This window comes from Paraburkholderia sp. GAS206C (genome assembly GCF_050435645.1).
GTDB lineage: Bacteria > Pseudomonadota > Gammaproteobacteria > Burkholderiales > Burkholderiaceae > Paraburkholderia > Paraburkholderia phenazinium_B.
Genome location: NZ_JBNDKR010000004.1, coordinates 427,929 through 443,976 on the forward strand (window position 1 = coordinate 427,929; position 16,048 = coordinate 443,976).

At 63.4% G+C, this 16,048-nt stretch carries 13 protein-coding genes; 5 read left to right on the plus strand and 8 right to left on the minus strand.

Annotation, left to right across the window (positions count from 1 at the left end; genetic code table 11):
- Window positions 1-148: 148 nt before the first annotated feature.
- A complete protein-coding gene (locus P3T20_RS14035; protein WP_074264251.1) occupies window positions 149-1,051 on the minus strand; it encodes a LysR family transcriptional regulator in 903 nt (300 codons plus the stop codon).
- A gap of 176 nt (window positions 1,052-1,227) precedes the next feature.
- On the opposite strand from P3T20_RS14035, the gene P3T20_RS14040 reads away from it, so the two are divergent.
- Complete coding sequence (locus P3T20_RS14040; protein ID WP_429287124.1) at window positions 1,228-2,058, plus strand: (S)-2-haloacid dehalogenase; 831 nt, start codon at window positions 1,228-1,230, stop codon at window positions 2,056-2,058.
- 121 nt (window positions 2,059-2,179) lie between these two features.
- On the plus strand, window positions 2,180-3,778 hold the full coding sequence (gene aceB, locus P3T20_RS14045) for a malate synthase A (RefSeq protein WP_429287125.1): 1,599 nt from the start codon (window positions 2,180-2,182) through the stop codon (window positions 3,776-3,778).
- A 132-nt stretch (window positions 3,779-3,910) separates the two neighbouring features.
- Here the strand turns inward: aceB and P3T20_RS14050 are convergent, their stop codons facing one another.
- Window positions 3,911-4,312: a gamma-glutamylcyclotransferase family protein gene (locus P3T20_RS14050; protein ID WP_074264248.1), complete on the minus strand. Its 402-nt coding sequence runs from the start codon at window positions 4,310-4,312 to the stop codon at window positions 3,911-3,913.
- Between the two features lie 196 nt (window positions 4,313-4,508).
- Between P3T20_RS14050 and P3T20_RS14055 the strand changes: the two genes are divergently transcribed.
- Window positions 4,509-5,405 (plus strand): AraC family transcriptional regulator, encoded by an 897-nt coding sequence (locus P3T20_RS14055; RefSeq protein ID WP_429287126.1) that lies wholly within the window; start codon window positions 4,509-4,511, stop codon window positions 5,403-5,405.
- Window positions 5,406-5,498: 93 nt separating this feature from the next.
- Here P3T20_RS14055 and P3T20_RS14060 read toward each other — a convergent pair whose 3' ends face one another.
- From P3T20_RS14060 to xylA, 6 genes are all read right to left on the minus strand, one after another.
- Window positions 5,499-5,963, minus strand: a complete 465-nt coding sequence (locus P3T20_RS14060) for a GNAT family N-acetyltransferase (protein WP_074264247.1) — start codon at window positions 5,961-5,963, stop codon at window positions 5,499-5,501.
- Window positions 5,964-6,263: 300 nt separating this feature from the next.
- Window positions 6,264-7,463, minus strand: a complete 1,200-nt coding sequence (locus P3T20_RS14065) for a sugar ABC transporter permease (RefSeq protein WP_074264246.1) — start codon at window positions 7,461-7,463, stop codon at window positions 6,264-6,266.
- The gene (gene xylG / locus P3T20_RS14070; protein WP_429287127.1) at window positions 7,460-9,019 is read right to left on the minus strand and encodes a D-xylose ABC transporter ATP-binding protein; all 1,560 of its coding nucleotides are present in this window, start codon (window positions 9,017-9,019) and stop codon (window positions 7,460-7,462) included. The genes P3T20_RS14065 and xylG overlap by 4 nt, the downstream gene beginning before the upstream one ends.
- A gap of 115 nt (window positions 9,020-9,134) precedes the next feature.
- Entirely contained in the window at window positions 9,135-10,163 is a 1,029-nt protein-coding gene (gene xylF, locus P3T20_RS14075; RefSeq protein WP_122155180.1) for a D-xylose ABC transporter substrate-binding protein, read from the minus strand.
- A 249-nt stretch (window positions 10,164-10,412) separates the two neighbouring features.
- Window positions 10,413-11,891, minus strand: coding sequence for a xylulokinase (gene xylB / locus P3T20_RS14080; protein ID WP_429287128.1), 1,479 nt, complete (start codon window positions 11,889-11,891; stop codon window positions 10,413-10,415).
- 168 nt (window positions 11,892-12,059) lie between these two features.
- Complete coding sequence (gene xylA, locus P3T20_RS14085) at window positions 12,060-13,382, minus strand: xylose isomerase (RefSeq protein ID WP_429287129.1); 1,323 nt, start codon at window positions 13,380-13,382, stop codon at window positions 12,060-12,062.
- A gap of 274 nt (window positions 13,383-13,656) precedes the next feature.
- Here xylA and P3T20_RS14090 point away from each other — a divergent pair, with 274 nt between their 5' ends.
- Window positions 13,657-14,874, plus strand: a complete 1,218-nt coding sequence (locus tag P3T20_RS14090; protein WP_074264241.1) for a XylR family transcriptional regulator — start codon at window positions 13,657-13,659, stop codon at window positions 14,872-14,874.
- A 74-nt stretch (window positions 14,875-14,948) separates the two neighbouring features.
- Window positions 14,949-16,019 carry an aldose epimerase family protein gene (locus tag P3T20_RS14095; protein WP_429287130.1) on the plus strand — a complete coding sequence of 357 codons (1,071 nt, stop codon included), beginning with the start codon at window positions 14,949-14,951 and terminating at the stop codon, window positions 16,017-16,019.
- Window positions 16,020-16,048: the final 29 nt, after the last annotated feature.

Genomic DNA, 16,048 nt, shown 5'->3' on the forward strand with positions numbered 1-16,048 from the left:
CCGGGCTGAACCCCAACCTTACGAAACGGAAAACGCGCCGCCCCAATCGATTGTAGTGCGCCTGAGTCGACACGACGCCCGCTTGCGGGTCTGTCCGCATATCGGAAACCCGCGCGGGGCTTCGATCCGGTCTATGGCGGCCCCGCCCTCACCCCCAATAACCGGGATGACCGTAGGTATGTTTAAGAAAGTCCAGGAACAGCCGCACCCGCAACGGCAGATGGCGGCGCTGCGGAAAAACGGCGTGAATACCGATGGGCGGTGCGGCGAACTCATCGAGTACGCTGACGAGCCGTCCGGCCGCGATATCGGTGCCCACTTCCCACCACGAACGCCACGCCAGCCCATAACCCTCGAGACACCACTCGTGCAGCACCGCGCCGTCGGAGCATTCCATCGTGCCGGACACCTTGATCGAGACGACCTTGTCGCCCTGCTGGAACACCCAGCCGCGCTGCTGGTTGGCGCTGGCGCCGAGTGCAAGACAGTTGTGATGGACCAGGTCGGCAAGGCTTTGCGGCGCGCCGCGGCGCGTCAGATAGGCCGGCGACGCCACGCAGACGCGGCGGTTTTCACCGAGCCGCAGCGACACCAGCGACGAATCCGGCAATTCCCCCAGCCGCACTGCGCAATCGAAGCCCTCGTTGACCAGGTCTACCAGCCGGTCGGACAGATCGAGTGTGATCGAGACGTCGGGATGTGCCACGGTAAATGCCGGCACCAGCGGCGCGACATGGCGCCGCCCGAAACCGGCCGGCGCCGATACGCGCAGGTGGCCGCTCGCCTTCACGCCGCCCGCCGAGACGCTCGCCTCGGCGTTCTGCATATCGTTGATGACTCGCTGGCAGTCCTCGAGGAACGCCGAGCCCTCGAAGGTCAGCGTGATCTTGCGCGTGGTGCGCACCAGCAGTTTCACGCCCAGCCGCTCTTCGAGCGCATCGATGCGGCGGCCGATGATGGCAGGCGCCACGCCTTCGGCCTGCGCCGCCGCCGACAGGCTACCCTTGGCCGCGACGGTGACAAAAGTCTCGATCTGCTTGAAACGGTCCATGAAGTCGCTGAAGCGGGACGCCGGATGCGGGCAAGAGCCCCGGCGTTCGCACCGAAAGTAGGAACGGGATTCAGATTAGGTGGGTGAAAGTAAAAGATCAAGTGATGTTTAGCCTCTTTTTAAGCGTGGAGTATCACTAATACAATCAGTTTGACCTCGAATTGGAGCGCACGGCAATGTCGGCCACAACGACACTCTCCCCTAAAGCAGTCATTTTCGACGCCTACGGCACGCTGTTCGACGTGCATTCGGTCGTCGCTGCGGCGGAGCAAATGTTCCCCGGCCACGGCGATGCGCTCTCGCAGCTATGGCGGCAAAAGCAGATCGAATACAGCCAGTTGCGCACGCTTGCCGATCCCACCGGCGCACGCTATCAACCGTTCTGGAACATCACGCGCGATGCTCTGCGCTTCGCCGCGCACAAGCTCGGCCTCACGCTCAATCGCTCGGCGGAAAAGCGTCTGATGGATGAATACGCGTGCCTGTCGGCGTTCCCGGATGCAGTGCCCGCGCTGCGCCGGTTGCGTGAGCCGCGCGAGCGGCATGCCGAAGCGGCAAAGGCGCCACAAGCAGTTGCAGACGTTCAAGGCACTCCGGGCACTCAATCTCAGTCAGCCGCGCTCGGCCTGGCCATTCTGTCCAACGGCAATCCGCAGATGCTCGACATCGCCGTCAAGAGCGCCGGCATGAGCGGACTGTTCGATCACGTCCTTTCAGTCGACACGGTCCGCGCCTACAAGCCAGCACCCGCCGCCTACACACTCGGCACGCAGGCATTCGGCGCCGAGCCGGGCGAGATCGTGTTCGTCTCGTCGAACGGCTGGGACGCGGCCGGCGCGAACTGGTTCGGCTACACCACGTTCTGGCTCAACCGGCAAGGCGTCCCCGCTGAAGAGCTAGGCGTCACGCCCCATGGTACGGGCGGGAGCATGAACGACCTGCTCGCTTTTTTGCACACCCTCACAGCACCCGACGAGAGCCGCACGCGCCACAGCCCTGGCGCATGACGGCAACCGCAACCGTACCGGATGCCTGCAACGCAGTTCCACCCAACCTCGCGCATCTCAATCGCTGTTTAACGGCATTTGAAAATTTGCAGTTTGCAATCTGACCGACCAAGGAGAAAACATGGCGAACCCGCTTTCATCGCAGTTGCCGCAGAGCATGGAAATTACCGGCGAGATCAAGCCCGGCTATGAAGCGATCCTCACCCGCGACGCGCTCGAACTCGTCGCCGCGCTGCATCGCACGTTCGAGCCGCGTCGCCAAGCGCTGCTGAAAGCGCGCGTCGAACGCACCAAACGGCTCGATGCCGGCGAGCGTCCGGACTTCCTCGCCGAAACGAAGAGCATCCGCGAAGGCGACTGGAAGATCGCGCCGCTGCCGCAAGACCTGCAATGCCGCCGCGTGGAAATCACCGGGCCGGTCGAGCGCAAGATGATCATCAACGCGCTGAATTCCGGCGCGGATTCGTACATGACCGACTTCGAAGATTCGAACGCACCGAGCTGGGACAACCAGATCACCGGCCACATCAATCTGAAGGACGCGGTGCGCCGGACCATCTCGCTCGAACAGAACGGCAAGTCGTACAGGCTCAACGACAAGGTTGCGACGCTGATCGTGCGTCCGCGCGGCTGGCACCTCGACGAGAAGCATGTAAAGGTCGACGGTCGGCGCGTCTCGGGCGGCATTTTCGATTTCGCACTGTTCCTGTTCCACAACGCGAAGGAACTGGTCGCACGCGGCTCAGGGCCTTACTTCTATCTGCCGAAGATGGAGAGCCATCTCGAAGCGCGTCTGTGGAACGAGATCTTCGTTGCCGCACAGGAAGCGGTCGGCGTGCCGCGTGGCACGATCCGCGCAACGGTGCTGATCGAAACGATCCTCGCCGCGTTCGAAATGGACGAGATCCTGTACGAACTGCGCGAGCACAGCTCGGGGCTGAACGCCGGCCGTTGGGACTACATATTTTCAGCCATCAAGAAGTTCAAGAGCGACCGCGATTTCTGCCTCGCCGACCGCTCGCAGATCACCATGACGTCGCCGTTCATGCGTGCTTATGCGCTGTTGTTGCTGAAGACGTGCCATCGTCGCAATGCGCCGGCCATCGGCGGCATGAGCGCGCTGATTCCGATCAAGAACGATCCGGCCGCAAACGACAAGGCCATGGGCGGTGTGCGCTCGGACAAGGCGCGCGATGCCGGCGACGGTTACGACGGCGGCTGGGTCGCGCACCCGGGTCTCGTGCCGATCGCGATGGAAGAGTTCGTCAAGGTATTGGGCGACCAGCCGAACCAGATCGGCAAGCAACGCACCGATGTCGAAGTAAGCGCCAAGGATCTGACCGACTTCCGTCCGGAAGCGCCGATCACCGAAGCGGGTCTGCGCAACAACATCAACGTGGGGATTCACTACCTCGGCTCGTGGCTCGCGGGCAATGGCTGCGTGCCGATCCACAACCTGATGGAAGACGCCGCAACCGCGGAGATTTCGCGCTCGCAGGTGTGGCAGTGGATTCGCTCGCCGAAGGGCGCGCTCGACGACGGCCGCAAGGTCACCGCAGAACTGGTGCGCGAACTGTCGAAGCAGGAACTCGGGAAGGTGAAGCAGGCGGTGGGTGGCGATACGCAACCGTATGACCGCGCGGCGGAAATCTTCGAGGAGATGTCGACCTCGGAGCAGTTCACCGACTTCCTGACGCTGCCACTGTACGAAGAGATCTGAAGTACGTTTCCATGCCGCGCTGCTACTCGATGCAGCAGCGCGGTTCGCAAGGCTGACCGACCGGACGGCCCAGCAGGCTCAGGCTTGCCGGGCCGTTTTTTTATGGCGGCGAGTGCGACTCGTGCGAGCGTTCTAACGCGAGCGGCGATACGCAACCCAGTCGCCCGAACGAATCTCGGGCAAGCCCTCCACCGCTCGTTCCGTGACCGGGTAGAAGCGGCAGGCAAGCGGTACGCCGTCCACGTCGACCGTCACCTCACGGGCCAGAAACAGGCCTTCGACACCCGGATAAATCTCCTCGATTTCATCGAGCACGGCGACCAGATCCGGATCGATTTCATAGACATCGCCATGCACGGGCGAACCCGCCTCGCTGGGCACGAGCCCGGGGTAGGCGCCGAAGTCGAACAGACGGCCGCGCACCGTGGCCGTACCGAGCAGCGTGGGCTCAGCAATGTCGTGCCGGGCAGCGGCCTGGCTGATGTCGTTGATCTCGCCGGCCCGCAAGGTGCCGTACACGAAAACCTTCTGCATCGTAGGGAATCCTCTCGCTTGAATTAAGCCGGGGCCACTGATGCCTCTTCTCGCCCGGCGAAACGGATCGGATGCATTATGCCTGCGCCATCATCGCCAGCGGTCCGCGAAAAAATCACCGCTTAAGAGTCTTGCCGCGCAACGCCCTACAATGGGAGCCAACAAACCGTTCCGGGTTCCGCCCGGTGTCGCCGTCATGAATGCATCAGACGCTCTCCCGCTTTCGACTCAGGTCGAGTTCTCCGATATTCCGCCGGAGTTCGCGCCAACCCGCACCCATCCGATCCGCGTGCGCTCACGGCCCATGGCAGCCGGCGTGCACATCGCCCGTCACACCCATGCCTGGGCCCAGGTTGCTTATGCATCGCGCGGCGTGCTGCGCGTCGGCACGCAGGGCACCACGTGGATGGTGCCGCCGTCGCGCGCGATCTGGATGCCGCCACACGTGACGCACGAGGTGGTGATCGTCGAGGAGGCGTTCTTGCGGACGCTGTATATCGACGAACACGCGGCGCCGCCGGGACTCGACGCATGCCGCGTCGTCGAGGTGTCGAATCTGCTGCGCGAAGTCATCGCCGCGCTCGATGAACCCGGCCTCTCGGCGACCCGCGAACAGGTGCTCGGAGCGCTGGCGCTCGACGAGCTGACCCGCTCCGAGCCGCTGCCGCTGTCTGTGCCGATGCCCAATGAAAAGCGCCTGCGCGCGCTGTGCGAAGCGGTGATTGCCAACCCCGCCAATACGGATTCGCTCGAACAGTGGGCCGCGAGTGTCGGCGCGAGTACCCGCACGATTGCGCGGCTGTTTCGTCAGGAGCTGGGCGTCAGCTTTTCGCAGTGGCGTCAGCAGGCGCTGCTCGCCCGCGCGATTCCGCTGTTGAGCCAAGGCAGGCCACTTGCGCACGTCGCGCAGGAGCTGGGTTATCAGAGCCAGAGCGCGTTTTCGGCGATGTTCCGGCGCGCGTTCGGCAGGAGTCCACGCGCGTTCATGGAGCGGGGTGCGGAACGCGTCGAGAGCGAGCGCGGTGCAGAAGCCAGTGAGGATGACTTGCCGGATGGCGCGCAGATGGCGGATGCGCCAGAGTTCGACCGTTGACTAGCGCTGAATAAACGACTCGCTACAGAACCAGGCAACGGGGACTTTGAGTGGTACGCAACCGGCGCGAGCGGCAACGCCGCCCGCCGCCCGCTACACGCGCCTCGCCAGGTGGCGAATCGCGCCCAATTGCGCCAGGCGCGGCCCGGCAAGCTTGTAACCCATGCGCAGATAAAGCCGCGCAGCGGGATTGTCGACGAACACCCGCAGTTGCAGCTCGCGCAAACCGCGCTCACGAGCCCATTGATGCGAGATCTCCAGCATATAGGTGCCCGCGCCGCGGCGCCGGTAGCCATCGGCGATCTGCACGTCACGGATATGCAGCGAGTCGCCCTCCTCCGTGATGCGCAGCACGCCGGCTGCGTGACCGTCCATTTCGAGAATGTAGTTTTCCGACTCGCGCCAGCTTCCAAGAAACAGATCGCTGCGCCAGACGAGGTGGTGCCGTTTGTAGTAGCCGCCCATGTTGTTGCGCGTCAGCGCTTCGGCGAACGCGAAGTCGTCCATGCTGGCCTTGCGCAACTGGAACGGCGACGGAGCTTCGGTAGGGACGAACATGACGCGGCGGGCAAATGATGATCCGCACAAAGGTAAAACACGCCGCGCGCGCTGGCAATGGCTGTTTGTCCCGAGAACGGGGAAGACCGGCGAAATGACGCAAAAAGCCGCCATGGAAGGCCATTGAGACCGCTTGAGGCGCAGCGATTGCGTGAGCGGCAGGTGCGGAAGTTGACGTTATGCTTACATGCGCATCCGCCAGCATTCGCGCGGAACGTCATGCAGACGCCCGGCGCGTGCCGTTCGACAATCCGTTGCACCGCATCATGCTACGCGCACTCGCTCTGCCTCGAGCGCGTATCACCGCCGGTTCGATCCCGACACCACATCGATCCACACCGCCAGCACGAGGATGCTGCCTTTGACGATCATCTGCCAATAGGCATCCACGTCGAGCATGGACATGCCGTTGTCGAGACTCGCCATCACCAGCGCGCCGATCAAGGCCCCGTACACCGTTCCGGAGCCGCCACGCATCGACGTACCGCCGATAAAACACGCCGCAATCGCATCGAGCTCGCCCATCGATCCCGCCGAGGGCGACCCCGCCGCCAGGCGCGCCGTATTGACGATGCCGCCGAACGCGCACATCAGCCCCATCAGCGCGAAAATCGCCAGCTTCACCCGGTTCGTGTTCACGCCTGATAGCCGCGTCGCTTCCAAGTTCGAACCGACCGCATAAATGCGCCGGCCGAACACGGTTTGCGTGGCGATCCACGTAAAGATGCCGAGCAACGCCAGCAGCAACAGCACCGGCACGGGAATGCCGCCGTAGCGGTCGAGCGTCGCCACGAACGCCAGCAGGATCACCCCGGCGCCTACGATCTTCGCCGCGTCCTGCCAGACGGGTACAACTGGCAACTGGTAGCGTTGACGGTTGCGCCGCTGCCGCACGGTCAGGAGCGCCAGCAATGCAAACAGCACGACCGCAAGCGTATCGCCCGCAAACTGCGGCAAATAACCCTGCCCGACGAACACAAAGCTGTCGGACACCGGTGCGATGGTGGAACCGCCCGTCACGCCGAGCAGAATGCCGCGATACGCCAGCATGCCGCCGAGGCCCACGATAAACGACGGCACGCGCCGGTACGTCGACCACCAGCCGTTGAAAAGACCCACCAGCACACCGAGCACCATCACCACCGGCACGGTGACGCCGATGGGCCAATGCCGGTTGACGTCGAGAATCGCCGCGACGCCGCCGAGCAGACCGAGCAGCGAGCCCACCGACAAATCGATCTCGCCCGCAATGATGACGAACACCATGCCGCACGCCAGCATCCCGGTGATCGACATCTGCCGCAGCAGATTCGACAGATTGCGCGGCGTGATGAACGCGCCGCTGGTGAGGAACGAGAAGAAGATCCAGATGGCTGCCACGGCGAACAGCAGCGCGAGAATCTTGTAGCGTGCGAACAGTTGCTGCACGCGCTGCGCGCCGCCGAACGAAGCGTTCGCCGCAGCGTCTTTGGGAGGTTGGGAAGTGACGTCGGGAGTCATGCTGCGCTCGCTTCGGTTGGGTTCGTGGTTCGCTGCACCGGACGGATCGCCGCCGTGAGAATGTCTTCTTGCGTGAGGCCGTCGTTGATGAAATCGCCGCGCAATTCGCCCTCGCCGATCACCAGCACGCGATCGCTGATGCCCAGCACCTCGGGCATCTCCGACGACACCATCACGATCGACATGCCGCGGTGCGCGAGCTGCACGATCAGTTTGTAGATTTCGTATTTGGCACCGACGTCGACGCCGCGGGTCGGCTCGTCGAGGATCAGCACCTTCGGATCGGTTAGCAGCATGCGGGTAAGCACGGCCTTCTGCTGGTTGCCGCCAGAGAGGCTCGCAATCGACAGCATCGGATGCGCCGCGCGCACCGAGAGCCGCTTCATCTCCGTATGAATGGTATCGAGCTCGGCCGCCGAATCGATTCGCGCGCCCCTGGCAAAGCGCTGCAACACCGACAGCGTGATGTTGTGCCCCACGCTCAGGTGCGGCACGATGCCGTGGCGCTTGCGATCCTCGGGCACCATGCCGATGCCGGCGCGAATCGCATCGGCCGGTGCGCGTATTTTCAGGGGCTTGCCATCGAGCAGCACCGTTGCCTCGCTCACGCCGGGATAGGCGCCGAAGATCGCCTGCATCAGCTCCGTGCGCCCCGCTCCCACCAGGCCCGCCACGCCGAGTATCTCGCCGCGTCTTAAGGTGAACGACACATCGTCGACCCGTTTGCGGCGCGGATTGGTCACGTCGAAACACGTCACGTGGCGCGCCTCGAAGATCACGTCGCCGAGCGGCCGCGGCTCGCGCGGAAACAGATTGGTAATCTCGCGGCCCACCATCATCGCGATGATGCGGTCGGTGGTCAGCGCGCGCATCGGTTCGGTGGCGACATGCCGGCCATCGCGGATCACGGTAATGGTGTCGCAGACGGCTTCCACTTCGTCGAGCTTGTGCGAGATATACACGCAGGCCACGCCACGCCGTTTCAGATCGCGCACGATGTCCAGCAGAATCTGCGTCTCCGAACTGGTGAGAGACGACGACGGTTCGTCGAGAATCAGCAGCTTCGCGCGCTTGTTGAGCGCCTTGGCGATCTCGATCAACTGCTGATGGCCGCCGCCGTAGTTCATCACCGGCTGCGCCACGTTGATGCCTTCGATATGCAGCTCGCGCAGCAGTTCGTCGGCGCGCTGGAACATCGCGGCGTAGTTCATGCGGCCGCCCGGCAGCGTGATTTCATTGCCGAGAAAGATGTTCTCCGCCACCGAGAGCTCCGGCACCAGCATCAACTCCTGGTGGATGATCACGATCCCGGCGCGCTCCGTGTCGCGCACGTTCATGGCCTTCAGCGACTGCCCTTCCCAGAGGATCTCGCCATCCCAGGTGCCATACGGATAGACCCCGGACAGCACCTTCATCAGCGTCGATTTGCCCGCGCCGTTCTCGCCGCACAGGCCGACGCATTCGCCCGGCGACACGGCCAGATCGATACCGTCCAGAGCCTTCACGCCGGAAAACGCTTTGACGATGCCGTGCATCGCCAGCAAAGATTGCGTCATTCGCTTTTGCCTCGCTGCAAAGCGCGCGCCGACGCGGTTGCGCTCAACACGCAACAGGCGCCATCGCGCGCGGTCCCGCTTATTGGCCCATTCATTGGCCCACTCATCGACCTGCTTACTGGCTCGCGAGCTGCGCCTGAGTGTAGAAGCCGTCCTTTATGACGACATCCACATTGCTCTTGGTCAACAGCGTCGGCTGCAGCAGAATGGTGTCGACCTTCTTCTTGCCGTTGTCGTACTGCGCGTTGTAGGCAGGCTTGTCGCCCTTCGCGAGTTGCACGGCGAGGTTCGCGGCCTGGCTGGCGATCAGCTTGAGCGGCTTGTAGACGGTCATCGTCTGCGTGCCGTCAATCAGACGCCTGACGGCTGCGAGGTCCGCGTCCTGGCCCGATACCGGCACCTTGCCAGCCATGTGCTGCGCCGCCAGCGCCTGGATCGCACCGCCCGCCGTGCCGTCGTTCGACGCCACCACGGCATCGATCTTGTTGTTGTTCGCGGTCAACGCATCTTCCATGATGCGCAGGGCCGTGGACGCGCTCCACTCCGGCACCCATTGCTGACCGACCACCTTGATATCGCCGCGGTCGATAGCAGGCTTGAGGATCTTCATCTGACCTTCACGCAGCATCTTGGCGTTGTTGTCCGTGGGCGCACCTCCGAGCATGAAGTAATTGCCCTTCGGTTGCGCGTTGTAGACGCCCTGAGCTTGCAATTCGCCGACCTTCTCATTGTCGAACGAGATGTAGGCGTCGATATCGGCATCGAGAATCAGCCGGTCGTACGACACGACCTTGATGCCTGCCTTCTTCGCTTCGGCCACCACGTTGCCGAGCGTCTTCGAATTGAACGGCACGATCACGATCACATCGACGCCGCGCGAGATCAGGTTTTCGATCTGCGAGATCTGCCGCTCTTCACTCGCATCGGCTGACTGCACCGAGACCTTGGCGCCGAGTTTTTCGGCTGCGGCCACGAAATAATCGCGGTCGCGCGACCAGCGTTCGACGCGCAGGTCGTCGATACAGAAACCGATTTCCGGATGATCCTTGCTTGCATGCGCCAGCGGTGCAGCGAGCGACAAACTGGCGAGCACGGCTCCGCACACCAGTGAACTCAAAACGGAACGACGCGTTGAAAATTTCATGTCTCACTCCTCTCTTTTATAACCGGCAACACCGGGCTAACGGCCTGCGCGGCGAACCGCGCGGCCGGATACACGACTAACGATGGACTACCCCTTAGTACCCCTTACCGGCGCGGCCATTGCGGCTGCGCATTGCTTTAAGCTCTTCTATTCGACGCCCTCGCGGGCGACGTTTTCACCGGGCAACACCTCACCGCGCGACGTCTCGCCGCGACCAGGCATCAGACATGAGACCTCAGGCGCCCAGCACTACGCGTCTGCGGCAAACACGGGCTCAAGTGCCCGGTACAGCGCATGAAACGTCGGACGACGTTCATTGCGATACCACGCGTGACGCACCATGTCCGGTTCACGCACGGCGAGAATTTCCGGCGTCGGGCAGATAGCCTCAAGCGGCGCACCAGGTTCGAGCGCCAGATGCGCAAGCCGTGCCGCGCCCAGCGCCGGCCCAACCTCACCGCCCGCACGCAAGGTCAGCGGACGCCCGGAGATATCCGCCAGCATCTGGGTCCAGTAAGCGCTGCGCGAGCCGCCACCGATTATCGAAATATCGTCAGGCACGAGGCCGGCAGCGTGCAGTGCGTCCATGCCGTCGAGCAAGGCAAAGCCGACGCCTTCGAGCGTGGCGTTCGCCAGATCCGCACGGCTGGTCTGCGGCGCGAGGCCATAGAACACACCCTTCGCGTTGACGTTGTTGTGCGGCGTGCGCTCGCCGGTCAGATACGGCAGAAACCACGGCCGCCGGTCGCGTGCCTGAGCTTCGGCATCGGCGAGCAGTGCGGCCACATCGGCGTAGCCCGTCAGTTGCGCAGTGAAATCGAGGCATCCGGCAGCGTTGAGCATCACCGACATCAGATGCCAGGTCTGCGGCAAGGCATGACAGAAGCTATGGACTGCTGACGCAGGGTTGGCGAGGAAGCCGTCGGAGACCGCGAAATACACACCGGATGTGCCGAGCGAAAGCATCGCCTGCTTCGGCTTGACGATACCCACGCCCACGGCACCGGCCGCGTTGTCGCCGCCACCTGCGATCACGGGAATCTCACCGAGTCCCCATTCGCGTGCGAGTTCGGGCTTGAGCGTGCCCGTCACGCGATTGCCTTCGAACACTTCGGGCATCTGCTCACGCGTGAGTCCGCAGGCGGACAGCAACGCGCCGCTATAGTCGCGCTGCGCCACATCGAGCCAGAGCGTACCTGCAGCATCGGAAGGATCGGTGGCGAAGCCGCCGGTCAGGCAATAGCGCAGATAGTCTTTCGGCAGCAGCACCTTGGCGATGCGGGAAAAAATCTCCGGTTCGTGTTTGCGGACCCAGAGCAGTTTGGGCGCCGTGAACCCTGGCATGGCAAGATTTCCTGCCACCGTTCGAAGTTGCGGCACGGCTGTTTCGAGTTCGCGGCATTCGGCATCCGAACGTCCGTCGTTCCATAGAATCGCCGGTCGCAATACGTCGCCTTGCGCGTCGAGCAGCGTTGCGCCGTGCATCTGGCCCGTCAGACCCAGTGCCTCGATCTGCGTTGCGCCAATCCCGGCTGCGCGCGCCTGTTCGAGCAGATCGCCAACCGCCGCCCTGGTGGCATTCCACCAGTCGCGCGGATCCTGTTCAGACCAGCGCGGCTGCGGCCGGCTGACGGTCAGCGCGTGCGCCGCCGTGCAGCGTACGCGGCCATCGCGGTCGAGTAGCACGGCCTTGACGCCTGACGTGCCGAGGTCGATACCGATGAACATGTCTCCATCCTCGTTTTGCGCCAGTATGCGCAATCGCCAACGGCTGCGCGATTGCGAAACTGGCCAGTCGTCCTAACGTTTTTTCATGCCCATCGAATGGGCTTTGCGCGTTCCACGTCATCGCGCACGGCACGGCGCCTTAACGCAGCGCCACGCCGCGTCGCGCGCTCAGCGCAGACCGTAGACAGCCTGGTTCACGATGTTTTCCAGCCGCTCCTGCTGGCCGCTCGCATGCTGCGGGTTCACCCCGCGGCCGACCGCGTCGCCGGCAAGCTCCGACAGCGAATAGCCGCCAGAAAGGATTTTGCGGCCGAACTCCGTCTCCCAGCCGGCGTAACGCTCGCGCTTGAATTTTTCGAGCCGGTCGTTTTCGATCAGCACGGCAGCCCGCTCGACCGCGAGCGCGAGGTTGTCGATCGCGCCGATATGCCCGAAGAACAGGTCTTCCGCATCGACGCTCTGACGCCGCACCTTGGAGTCGAAGTTCATCCCGCCGGTCGAAAAACCGCCGTGCCGGAGGATTTCATAGAGCGCGAGCGTCAGTTCCTCGACGCTGTTCGGAAACTGGTCCGTGTCCCAGCCGTTTTGCGGATCACCGCGGTTGGCATCCACGCTGCCGAAAATGCCGAGTGCAAACGCCGTGGCGATCTCGTGATGGAACGAGTGCCCCGCCAGCGTCGCATGATTGGCCTCGATATTGACGCGGATCTCGTTCTGCAGGCCGTATTGCGTGAGAAACCCATGCACGGCGGCGACGTCGTAATCGTATTGATGCTTGGTCGGCTCCTGCGGTTTCGGCTCGATGAGCAGCGTACCCTTGAAGCCGATCTTGTGCTTATGCTCGACCACCATGTTGAGAAACCGCGCAAACTGATCGCGCTCGCGCACCAGGTCGGTATTGAGTAGCGTGTCGTAGCCTTCGCGGCCGCCCCACAGCACATAGTTCTCTCCGCCGAGCCGTTGCGTGGCGTCGAGCGCATGGCGTACCTGGGTGGCGGCAAACGCAAACACATCGGGGTTCGGGCTGGTTGCCGCGCCGCCCGCATAGCGCGGATGTGAGAACAGGTTGGCCGTGCCCCACAGAAGCTTGACGCCGGTATCCTGCTGCTTGCGCGCCAGATAGTCGCTGATGCGCGTGAAATTCTCGCTGTACTCCTTGATGCTCGCGCCTTCCGGAGCCACGTCGGTATCATGGAATGTATAGTAAGGGGTACCGAGCTTCGAGAAGAACTCGAACGCGGCGTCGGCCTTCTGATGCGCGCGCTCCATGGCGTCGCCGGGCCGCTGCCACGGACGCACGAAGGTGCCCTGCCCGAAGATATCGACACCCGGCCATACGAACGTATGCCAGTAGCACACGGCAATGCGCAGATGCTCTTCGAGCGTCTTGCCAAGCACGCGTTTAGTGCGGTCGTAGTGATGGAAAGCGAGCGGATTGTCCGATTGCGGACCTTCGTAGCGAACGGCGGGAATGTGTTCGAAGTAGGACATGAGTGTCTCCATTAATTGTTGCAGTGCAACCCGTGCGGCAGCGCCAGGCCGGGTTCGACAAGCTGTCGCCATGCTGCCGCGCGCGGCCTGTGCCCGCAATTGCGAAATTGCGCAGCATGGTTAATGTTTCTCACCGCCCGCGCTGTTGGCGTGCACACGCAATGCAATCCGGGCCTAAAATAACCAGACACTTAAAAACCGGCGCGGCCAGGCTAGCCGCTTCCCATATGGAGACAATGGCCCGCCGGCTCGCCACGCCGCCGCGCCATCGACGATGACCCGCCCCCAGACGCCGCAAAGACCCCATCGGATCGCGCTGCTGTTCAACGCGAACAAGGTGTATGACCGCCAGATCATTAGCGGCATTGGCAATTACCTGCTCTCCACCCGCGTTGCGTGGGACCTGTTTCTCGAAGAAGACTTTCGCTGCCGGCTGACAGGCATCGAGCGCTTCGACGGCGACGGCATCATCGCGGACTTCGACGACCCCGCAGTCTGCGAAGCGCTGCGCGGCTGCCCGCTGCCGGTGGTGGCGGTCGGTTCGTCGTACGAGGACGAGACGCACTACCCGCCCGAGCTGCCCTACATCGCGACGGATAACACCCAGCTCGTCTCGCTCGCCTATACCCATCTGATCGGTGCGGGCTTGCCGCACTTCGCGCTCTATAGCCTGCCGCAGGCGCCGGAGAACCGCTGGGCGCAGCAGCGCGAGCTGGCCTTCGTCAGCCTGCGCGCCGCCGAAGGCCGCAGCGCCGAGGAGATCGACGACGAGATCTACCGTGGCCTGTCCACCAGCGCACCGTCGTGGAACCAGGCCATCGAACAGCTCACCGGCTGGCTCGAAAAACTGCCCAAACCGGTCGGCATCATCGCGGTCAGCGACGCCCGCGCACGGCAACTGCTGCAAGCCTGCCTGACCGCCGGGATAGCCGTGCCCGAACAGGTCTCGATCATCGGCATCGACAACGATCCGCTGAGCCGCACCCTCACACGCATTCCGCTGTCGTCCGTGATTCAGGGCACCGAGGAAATGGGTCGCACTGCCGCTCACCTGCTGCATCAGATGCTGCACGGCGCGCGCTTTCCGGGCCGGCGCATCCGCGTGCCGCCGGTCGGTATCAACGTGCTCGAATCGACCCGTCACCAGCCGCTTACGAGCCCTTATGTGATGCGCGCGCGGCACTTTATCCGCCAGTACGGTTGCCAGGGTATCCGCACCGAACAGGTGGCCGATTACGTCGGCGTGTCGCGCTCGTCGCTCGAAGAATATTTTCGGCGCGAATTGCAATGTACAGTGCATCAGGAGATCCTGCGTCACAAGCTCGATGCCGCCAAGGCGATGCTCGCGAGACGCGACGCCTCGAGCGCGGAGGTTGCGATCCGTTGCGGCTTTACGTCCTTGCAGTACATGTATGCGGTGTTTCGCCGTGAGCTCGGCTGCACGCCGCGGGAATATCAGGAACGTACCAGGTCCGCGGCTGCACCCGGCTAGGCACAGTCACACCCGGCGTATGCTCTGCGTGCGCTTTTGAAATCCCGCTTTCGCAATCTTTTTCTCTCGCCGATATGATCAGTCACGCACGCTTCTCGACCGAACCCTGGGGCAATGTGCCCGGCGGCGACCCGGTCCAGCTCTTCACGCTGCGCAATGCGCATGGCATGAAGGTCAGTATCAGCGACCTGGGCGCGACCCTCGTGTCGTGGCATGCGCCGGACCGCGCCGGCCGGCTCGGCGATATCCTGCTCGGCCACGATACGCCCGCCGAGTACCTGGCCTCCACAACTTACATGGGCGGCCTGATCGGGCGCTGGGCCAACCGCATCGAGGCGGCACGCTTCGCGCTGGACGGCATCGAGTACACGCTCGACCGCAACGAGGGCAACAATCTGCTGCATGGAGGCAGTACCGGCTTCAATCGCCTGTGCTGGGAGGCGGCCGAGGACAACGGCTCGCTCGTCATGCGACTTGAATCGCCTGAGGGCGATGCGGGCTTTCCGGGCCACGTGAGCGTTCAGGTCCGCTACACGCTCGATGACGAGGGCACGTTGACGATCGCTTACGAGGCCATCGCCGACGCACCCACGCCGCTCAACCTGACGAGCCACGGCTATTTCAATCTGACCGGCCAAGCCGCTGCCGACGTCCGCGGTCATGTGGTCTCGATCGACGCCGAAGCTTTTTTCGAGGTCGACGCGCAGATGATTCCCACGCGCCGCGCAGAGGTTGCCGGCAATGCGTTCGATTTCCGCCAGAGCGCGCCGATCGGTGCGCGCCTGGATTGGCCGAATACCCAGCTCGCACTCGCAGCTGGCTTTGACCATTGTTACGTACTGCCTGAAGTCAAAGACAGCACGCGGCCCGTTCGCGAGGTGGCACGTGTCTACGAGCCCGCGAGCGGACGCGAGCTCAGCGTCCTGACCGATCAATGGGGCCTGCAGTTTTACACCGGCAATCACCTCGAAGGCGAGCAAGGCCGCGGCGGCCACACCTATTCGAAGTACGCCGGACTTTGCCTCGAAGCAGGCGGCTTTCCCAATCAGATCAATATGGCCGACAACGCACAGGTGGTGCTACGGCCCGGCATGGAATACCGCCATGTCACGCAATATCGCGTCGGCGTGCGCACCGGCGTCTAAGCGGTTTCTCCTGATCGGCTAGCCGATTT